The sequence below is a fragment of the Flavobacterium aestuarii genome, from assembly GCF_040049115.1.
Taxonomy (GTDB): Bacteria; Bacteroidota; Bacteroidia; order Flavobacteriales; family Flavobacteriaceae; genus Flavobacterium; species Flavobacterium aestuarii.
Genome location: NZ_JBDLZZ010000035.1, coordinates 1 through 7,039, shown reverse-complemented (window position 1 = coordinate 7,039; position 7,039 = coordinate 1). Strand labels below are relative to the sequence as shown.

General features: G+C 37.6%; 4 protein-coding genes. 2 read left to right on the top strand and 2 right to left on the bottom strand.

Translation table 11 applies throughout. From position 1 onward, the window contains the following. The first annotated feature begins 98 nt into the window (after positions 1-98). Entirely contained in the window at positions 99-242 is a 144-nt protein-coding gene (locus tag ABEG11_RS18830; RefSeq protein WP_348825730.1) for a cyclic nucleotide-binding domain-containing protein, read from the top strand. A gap of 69 nt (positions 243-311) precedes the next feature. Then, positions 312-1,052, top strand: a complete 741-nt coding sequence (locus ABEG11_RS18825; RefSeq protein WP_348825729.1) for an SDR family NAD(P)-dependent oxidoreductase — start codon at positions 312-314, stop codon at positions 1,050-1,052. A gap of 123 nt (positions 1,053-1,175) precedes the next feature. Here ABEG11_RS18825 and ABEG11_RS18820 read toward each other — a convergent pair whose 3' ends face one another. Both ABEG11_RS18820 and ABEG11_RS18815 read right to left on the bottom strand, forming a co-directional pair. Further along, a complete protein-coding gene (locus ABEG11_RS18820) occupies positions 1,176-2,114 on the bottom strand; it encodes a PorP/SprF family type IX secretion system membrane protein (protein ID WP_348825728.1) in 939 nt (312 codons plus the stop codon). Between the two features lie 38 nt (positions 2,115-2,152). Beyond that, positions 2,153-7,039, bottom strand: a 4,887-nt coding sequence (locus ABEG11_RS18815; protein ID WP_348825727.1) for a T9SS type B sorting domain-containing protein, incomplete at its 5' end; no start/stop codon positions are given.

The following is a 7,039-nucleotide window of genomic DNA, read 5'->3' as shown; positions in this document are numbered from 1 at the left end:
AAATCAATAGTAAGAATGGTAACAACCAAACCGATTTATCATAATAATATAAAACAGCCACTAAGTGTATAACTCAAAAATTTAAATTAAAAAGTGAAATGCTGGTAGATGATGCCGAAACAAAATATGTCAAACTATTACTACAGCATCCTTCCCTAATTCAGCGTGTTCCTCAAAATCAGATTGCATTATTTCTGGGAATAACGCCACATACCTTAAGCAGAATCAGGGCAAAAATTTAATTTCTTGCCTTATGTCAATTTTTATGTTTTTTCTTCCTTCTAATTTTGCTCCAGTAAAACAGAAAAATTATGGGCAAAGTAAAAAACAAAGTAACAGTCGTTACCGGAGCATCAAAAGGAATTGGTGCTGAAATTGCATTGGAAATGGCAAAAGAAGGTGCAAAAGTTGTGGTCAATTATTTATCGGACAAAAGCGCCGCCGAAGCTTTATCTGCTGTCATTATTGAAAACGGAGGCACTGCCATCACAATTCAGGCCGATGTGACCAAAAGCGAAGATGTTCAAAGGCTGTTTGAAGAGACCAGCAAAACTTTTGGAAAAATAGACAGTCTGATTAACAATGCGGGAATTTACAAATTTGAGCCTTTGGAAATGGTAACCGAAGAAGAATACCGCCGCCAGTTTGACAATAATGTTTTAGGTGCTATTTTAACCATTCAGGAGGCTTTAAAACACTTTAATGATAACGGAGGAAGTATTATCAATATCAGTTCGGTTGCGAGCATCAAAGCCACTCCTATGACTCTAATTTATGCTGCGACAAAAAGTGCAGTCGATTCCATCACCCGAACTTTATCAAAAGAACTCAGCGGAAAAAAAATCCGTGTCAATTCGATATTGCCGGGACCTACTGAAACAGAAGGCAATCGCGTTTTGGGTACCGAAATGGAATCTTATATTGTTGCCAGCACACCATTTGGCAGGGTTGGAAAACCAAACGATATTTCAAAACTTTCTGTTTTTCTTGCATCGAATGACGCTTCTTGGATTACAGGACAAAAAATAACCGTGTCAGGAGGATTTGATTAATAAAACGAAAAAGACCGTCAATCGTGGCGGTCTTTTTCAGTTATAAAAAATAAAAGGAAAACGTTCTTTTATAATATCATTTGAAATTCAAGTATAAATTTCCATAAAAACAATTCTCAATTCCTAATCATGTACAGGACTCTGTGTACATGGACAGTTGCTCAAACCTTGAAGGAATCGGAATCCGATTGTTAAGGAATGTGTTCCTGAATTATAAGCAGCCAGATCATTAAGAGTAACCTGATACGAATAACCAGCAGAAATAAAACCTTTTTGAAATCCAATAATTGGGCCAACAGCTAATGGTTTACCAATTTGATCATTCAAAAAACGATAGGAAGCACCTACCCACACATAATCTTCATATCTGTTAAATTTCCTGTATTTAACATTTAAATCCGTTACCGAACGGCCATCACTCTGATAATACTGATAAAAGATCGAAGGCTCAAGCTCACTCCTGTTTCCAATATCCAGCACATATCCAGAATAGATCTGATAATTGGTAAGCTTATTGGGTTCGTAGGCAATTTCAAAACTAAGGTCTTTTTGCAAGATGTTAGTAGCTGTAGCACTTGCATAAAAGCCACGGTTGCGGTACAGTAAACCAACCTCAAAGTTGTTATTAACCGTAGACCGGTCATCAGTAATTCCATTAAATTCATTCGTATTCAACCTAAAGGAATTGTATATATAGGATATTCCAAAGGAAAGATACTGTTTTGTATAATAGTCCAGAATAATGTGGTGGGCAAAAGTAAGCTTAGCTCCTGACTGTTTGGTATAACCATTGGAGTCATTGTAAAGATTCATACCTACACCCGATTGATTTAAAACTCTAAAATCGGCATATAATGCCTGGCTTTGAGGAGCATCTTCAACACCAACCCATTGTTTATATCCATTCAGATTAATTCTAAAATTGTCTCCAATTCCAGCATATGTCGGTGAAATTACATAAGGATTATCGGCTAAGTATTGGGTCGCAACGGGAACATTCAGCTCTTGACCGTAGCTGCCAGCTACAGTCAAAAACAAAATGCTGATCAATATTCTTTTCATTTTATTGTTTTTCATTTGGATAACTACTCTCACTTCTGTTATCTGTATAGTGTAAAGTGACCTATAAACTCTCTATCATCCTTAGAATGTCTAAGTTTCAATACGTACCAGTAATCACCCATTGGCAGCTCAGTACCTTTGTATTTACCATCCCAGGATTCTCCTGCACCAAAGTGTCCAACTTCGCGGCCATAACGGTCGTATACAACAAATTTAATGTCTGGATAATTCTCCGTTTTGAGTGGTTTCCATGTTATATTTGGTCCATTGCCATTTGGTGTAAAGACATTAGGAATTTCTATATCTACAAATTCAAAATACTTAGTTACACTAAATGAACAGCCATTAGTATCTGTAACTGTAAACGTATAATTGCCTGAATGGAAATAAACGTATTTGTTGTTAGAACCAAGATTCTCTCCATTTACAGAATAACGATACACACCAGAACCTCCAGTTGCTGTAGCAACAATTTCATTTAATTTTCCAAGGTCTAATGTCATAGCCAATGGTTCGATTTGATCAATATGGAATACTAAAGTAGCATCCACACAGCTGTTTTTATGATGAACCATTATAAAATGATCACCAGGAACAAGATTAGTGAAAACATTGCTAGGCTGCTCTACTCCTGTGTTATCTAAAGAGTAAGTTACATCTGCAGGATTATTACTTGGATCAATGCTTACCGTAACTTTATTAGCTGACAGATCATTAACACAATCATAAGAAGTGACAGCAACAGGATTTAAAATAACTGCAGGGTCTAACTGTACAAGCAATTCGAATGTACATGTGTTGGCATCTTTGATGTAAACTCTATGATCACCGCCTGATAAACCGCTGAAATCAACTTGACCCAATACATACGTTCCGTTAGGGTCATCCAGACTAGTGCTGTATGGACCTACTCCTCCAGTAACTGTAATACTGAATGCTCCTGTTTTATCACCAGCACAGTACTCTTGTGCTATAGAACCTGGAACAACAGCTGCCACTATAGCATCTGGTTCTTCGATTTTAATATCTGTTAATAAAATGAAACAGCCATTTTGATCCTGAACGATCACATCATATAAACCAGGTTTCAAATTATTGAAAGTACCAGATTCAAAGAATTGATTCATATCTGGCTCAATAGCATATTTAATCATTCCTGTTCCACCAGCCGCATTGATTATTATCTTACCATCTCCATTACCATTACAGATAACGTCAATCGCAGTAAAATCAGCAGTCAAAGCCGTTGCTGGTTCAGTAATAGTAATTGGCGCCGTAACTTTCTCACAGTCACCACTCACTACTTTAACAAAATATGTTCCAGCTGCCAACTGCGTGAAACTGCCTGGTGCTGTTTGTACAGCTCCTGCAATGTCATTTCCAGAAGCATCTTGCAATGTGTAAATATAGTTTCCTAAACCTCCTTTAGCCGAAGCAACGATAACTCCTGTCAAGTCATCTTTACAATTTATAACAGGTCTTTGAATATCCAATTCTATTGTCAATGGCTCTAATGGATCATTTTGAATATGATTAGAAACTAAACTAACACAGCCTTTTGCATCACGAACATAATAACTGAAAGTACCATTACCTACAGAGAAAGTAGCAGAATTACCAATCATTGGGGTGCTAACTGCAAAGTTAGCCGTATCGCTATAGCTATAAGGTGCTGTTCCTCCAGCTGCTGTAAGGGTCAAGGTCGCTTGTGTTTTACAAGTCTGTGCAGTTGCTTTAACTAAACCAGCTTCAACTTTTGAAGGTTCATTAATTGTTATTATTGATGATGTAGCGGTACAGCTCCATCCATCAGTAACAGTAACACTATACTTGCCTGCACCTAATCCAGTAAATACACCCGAACTTTGTGGTCCTGAACTAACAACTGGAGTTAAGGATTCATAATTCAAGGTATATAAATAATTACTTCCCTGGCCTCCTCCTGGAGCAACAGTGGCGGTAATTGTAACAGATTTATCACCATTACATGATACCAGCGTAACATCTGGGAGAGCCGTAATGCTGATTGGTGTAGGATTATTCAAAGTAACAACTGTTGATGCAATACAGCCTTTGCTGTCTTTAACATTAACTGTGTAATTTCCTGCTATCAGATTTTTGAAATCCGTTTGTGAACTGTAAGAAACATTAACTGGCCCTACCAATTCATATTGGTAATCACCTACCCATCCTCCTGCTGCAGAAACTGAAATCGTACCATCATTATTTGCACCTGCACAAGTAATTTCAGTATGTGTTTCAGATATTGTCAACGCAGCTGATGGCTGATCAATTATAAAACTAGTCATCACAGCACACTCCGGTCTATTTCTTAAAGCAGCAGTAACTGAATAAGAACCAGCTTTCAATCCTGAAAGTGTATGCGGTCCAGCTGAAACAGAAGTTCCTGAACTTGCTGTTGGCCCTGTTACAACATAGTCGAAAATACCAGCATCATCTGTTGGAACCAACTGCGTATCAAACAATGTCAATTCAACTTGACCTTCATTAGATCCAAAACAAACCACATCCTGAATCTTCACTGCTTTCAGCTCAAAAGTATTTGGATTGTTTACAAAATGTATCTTTTCTATTGTACATCCAGTAATTGTGTTTGTAATAGAAATTAAATAATCACCAATTCCCAGATTACTGAAAGCTCCAGTAGTATTAGTTGCACTGTAAACAGTACCATTAATTCCCGAAACTGTATAAACTAACTGTCCTGCCACAGGAGTACCTCCTAATGTAACAGCTTTCACCACAATTTCTTGATTATTCTTACAAGTAATTGGTGTAGCAATATCAACAATTATATTCTCCAGACTAATGAATCCATTAATCCTGATTGGCGCAATAGTGCTTCCAACACATCCATTATCATCATAAACATTTACGGAGTAGTTACCGCCTGCAACATCAGATTCAGTATATGAATTACTTGAACCTCTTTGCACTACAGTCACACCATTTTTAACAAATTCATAAATAGTGTAAGTTCCAGAACCACCGACAACGTTATTTACTGTAATAGTTGCCAAATTAGTACTATTTGAACCCGCTGTACATCCAAATTGAGTTACAGCTGGAGCTGGAACATTAATTATGGCTGGCTGCGTTACATCAATATTATCAGTCGCTATACAGCCTCTGCCTGAAGTAACTGTCACAACATATCCATTAGCTGCTGTCAGTCCTGTAAACACGTTAGAAATTTGAGGAATTCCTCCATTCAAGCTATACATATAAACAGGATTGTCATTGATACCTGCTGCTGGAGTCTCCATAGTTGCTGTAATTGTACCATCAGCTCCTCCGTTGCACGTTACTGGAGTCATGCTTAAAGCAAATCCTGTAACACGTGTTGCTCTTGATAGATTCACCGGTACATAAAACTCACATAATGTATTAGTGTCTTTGACTCCCATAGTGTGCGCTCCAAATGTTACTCCATTGAAAGAAACTCCTGCACCAAATGCACCACCATCAATGTTATACAAATAACTAGCAGAGCCGCCAGTAGCCGAAACATTAACAACACCATCATTATCATTACAGCTAGGTGCTGTAACTACAACAGCTGTCAAGTTTAATGGATCTAAAATAGTTACCGTTGTTGGAGCAGAAATACATCCGTTGGCATCTTTTACAGTTACATTATAAACTCCATGAGTATTTACAGTAATAACATTTCCAGTCTGGTAATTAGTACCATCCGCACTGTATTGAAGCGCTGAGCTGAATCCAGAAGCAGTAACTGTAATAGCATACGTTCCTGTTGGGCTTGGACACTGAGCAGCTGCTGCATTAGCAATAACTGGATTTGCATCTAAAGAAATGACTTGTGCATTATTAGCCGTACAGCCATTTGAATCCATAACATAAACTATCCAGTTTACATCTGTACCATTATTAGTATCTACAATTAATTTTTCACTAGCACCATAGGCTGTTAATGCTGGAACTGGATCACCTGCTCTAGCCACTGCATATTTATAATCTGGTGTGCCTCCAGCTGCAGTTACCGTAATTGTAGCATTATCATTATTACAATTTATATTACCAGCAATTGATGTTGAATTTAATGTCACTGCAGGTTCATTAATTGTAAAATCAACAACTGAAGCAACACAGCCTGAAATTCCATCCGTAACGGTGAAAGTATAATTATTAGCTGTTAAACCTGTATAAGTAATAACATCGCCACTTTGAGTAAATGAACCTGCCGCTGGTGTTAAATTAAATGTATACATACCCGCAGTGATATAATTAGCTACTGTAAAACTTACTGATCCGCTATTACCTTCTTTACAGTAAACGTCATTAACTAATTGCGCAGTCGCAGTGATTTTGCTTGCTTCTTTTATTTCAACAGTATTTGTAGTACTGCATCCATTACTGTCAGTTACTTTTATAACATAAGTATTTGGCGCAAGACTAGCAAAAACACCATTCGTATTGCTAGCAATTGAAGCTGCCGGAGAAATAATCTCATACGTATATGGTAAAACTCCTCCTGTTACAGAATTTACTGTAAGAGTTCCCACTGTCCCGGGAGTATTACAATAAATCGGGCTGACAGTAATATCCATATCAGTTGGCGGTGTATAAGACAATACATTTGCGGTACCGCTGAAACTGCATCCTTTAGCATCAAGAACAACATAATTAATGGTCTGCGCTGTATTTACTGTAAACGCATCTGATGTTTGGAAGTTAGCTCCTCCATCAAAACTATAAGTATACGGAGCAGTACCGCCAGCAGCAGTAATAGTTACAACTGCATCTTCCGGTGTATTCGCAGCTGAACAGCCAAAAGGTTTAACCGATGCATTCGCATTTAATACAGCAGGCTGTGTAATATCTACAGGGATAGCAGCTGTTATTGTACAGCCTTTAGCGTCTTTTACAACAATGTTATAAAC

Excerpts from the sequence above, each read along its gene's own strand:
- ABEG11_RS18825 (WP_348825729.1), top strand. The coding sequence starts at position 312 with ATGGGCAAAGTAAAAAACAAAGTAACAGTCGTTACCGGAGCATCAAAA.
- ABEG11_RS18830 (WP_348825730.1), top strand. The coding sequence starts at position 99 with ATGCTGGTAGATGATGCCGAAACAAAATATGTCAAACTATTACTACAG.
- ABEG11_RS18820 (WP_348825728.1), bottom strand. The coding sequence starts at position 2,114 with ATGAAAAGAATATTGATCAGCATTTTGTTTTTGACTGTAGCTGGCAGC.